We start from the raw sequence: 2011 nt of genomic DNA, 5'->3' as shown, positions 1-2011 counted from the left end.
CACTGACCCCGCCCCGGCCCCGCCCACCGGCCACCGCTCACCGATCGAGGAAGACCCATGTCCGCAGCGACCCGCATCCCGTCCGCCACCTTCCGCGCACCCGGCACGTCCCGACGCCAGTTCCTCACCCTGCTCGGCATCTCGGCGGCCGCGGTGAGCTGCGGCACGGCCACCGCCGACGGAGGCGGCAAGGGCCAGGTCAAGACCCTCAAGTACCAGGGCGCCGTCGGCCAGGTGACCCTGCCCGAACTCGCCGCCGACCTCGGCTACCTCGGGGACGTGCGCCTGAACTGGGTCGGCAACACCATCAGCGGCCCCCAGGACATCCAGTCCGCCGCCACCGGCCAGATCCACTTCGGCGGCGCGTTCAACGGCGCGGTCGTCAAGCTCGCCGCCGCCAAGGCCCCGATCCGGTCCGTGATCTCGTACTACGGCTCCGACCAGTACGCCTACAGCGGCTACTACGTCCTGGAGAACAGTCCGATCCGCACCGCCCGCGACCTCATCGGCAAGAAGGTCGGGATGAACACCCTGGGCGCGCACTCCCAGGCCCTGCTGGACATCTACCTCTCCCGCAACGGCCTCACCACCGCCGAGGCCGCCCGCGTCGAGGCCCTGGTGGTTCCGCCGATCAGCACCGAACAGGCCCTGCGCCAGGGGCAGATCGAGGTCGGCGTGCTCGGCGGGGTGCTGCGGGACAAGGCCCTGGCCGGCGGCGGCATCCGCCCGCTGTTCACCGACTTCGAGCTGCTCGGCGCGTTCAGCGCCGGCACCTACGTCATGACCAAGCGGTTCATCGAGGAGAACCCCGACACCGTACGGACCTTCGTCACCGGCGTGGCCAAGGCGATCGAGTGGTCGCGGACCACCCCCCGCGAGGAGGTCGTCGCCCGGATGACGCGGATCGTGAGCGGGCGCGGGCGCAACGAGGACACCTCCGCCCTGCAGTACTGGCGCAGCTACGGCGTGGCCGAGACGGGCGGGCGGATCGGTGACAAGGAGTTCCAGCTCTGGCTCGACTGGCTGGGCGAGCGGGGCGAGGTGAAGAAGGGGCAGCTGAAGGCCGGCGACCTCTACACCAACGCCTTCAACGACTACGGCAAGGCCTGAGCGGAGGGAGGCACCACCATGGCGAAGATCGTGTTCGAGAACGTGACCAAGACCTTCCCCACCAGGGACCGGTCCGGCCGCAAGGCGGCGTTCACCGCCCTGGACGGGATCGACCTCTCGCTCGACGCGGGGGAGTTCCTGGCCGTCGTCGGCCCCAGCGGCTGCGGCAAGTCGACCCTGCTGGACCTGCTCGGCGGGCTGACCCGCCCGACCTCCGGGCGCATCCTGCTGGACGGCGAGCCCGTCACCGGACCGGGCCTGGACCGGGGCACGGTCTTCCAGCAGTACGCGCTGCTGCCGTGGCGCACCGCGCTGGGCAACGTCGCGTTCGGCCTGGAGGCCACCGGGGTGCCGCGGCGGCAGCGGGCGGCCCGGGCCCGTGAGTTCCTCGACCTGGTCGGCCTGAGCGGGTTCGAGGACCGGCATCCGCACGAGCTGTCCGGGGGCATGCGCCAGCGGGTCGCCATCGCGCGCTCGCTGGCGTACGACCCCGACGTGCTGCTGATGGACGAGCCGTTCGCCGCGCTCGACGCGCAGACCAGGGAGTCCCTCCAGGACGAGCTGCGCCGGATCTGGCAGGCGACGGGCAAGACGATCGTGTTCATCACCCACGGCATCGAGGAGGCCGTCTACCTCGGCCGGCGGGTGGCCGTCATGACCTCGCGCCCCGGCCGGATCAAGGAGGTCGTCCCCGTCGACTTCGGCGACCGGTCCGGGCTGCTGGGCGAGGACCTGCGCGCCAGCCCGGAGTTCGCCCACTACCGCCACGAGATCTGGACCTTGCTGCACGACGAGGTCGCCCGAGCCCAGCAACTGGAGAAGGAGCAGGCCGCCGCATGACCACCCGGACGAAACCGCCCACCGCCCCGGCCGACCCGGCCCCGGCGGCGACCCTTCCCCC

2 protein-coding genes are annotated in these 2011 nt (G+C 71.8%); both read left to right on the top strand.

The features are described from left to right. The first annotated feature begins 57 nt into the window (after positions 1 to 57). The gene (locus tag EF918_RS35195) at positions 58 to 1110 is read left to right on the top strand and encodes an ABC transporter substrate-binding protein (RefSeq protein ID WP_125652910.1); all 1053 of its coding nucleotides are present in this window, start codon (positions 58 to 60) and stop codon (positions 1108 to 1110) included. An 18-nt stretch (positions 1111 to 1128) separates the two neighbouring features. Further along, positions 1129 to 1950, top strand: a complete 822-nt coding sequence (locus EF918_RS35190; protein WP_125652909.1) for an ABC transporter ATP-binding protein — start codon at positions 1129 to 1131, stop codon at positions 1948 to 1950. The last annotated feature ends 61 nt before the right edge of the window (positions 1951 to 2011 follow it).

Source organism: Streptomyces sp. WAC06614 (assembly GCF_003949795.1).
Lineage (GTDB): Bacteria > Actinomycetota > Actinomycetes > Streptomycetales > Streptomycetaceae > Streptomyces.
Note: the sequence above shows the minus strand (reverse complement) of the source record. Positions and strands in the feature narration are given on the sequence as shown.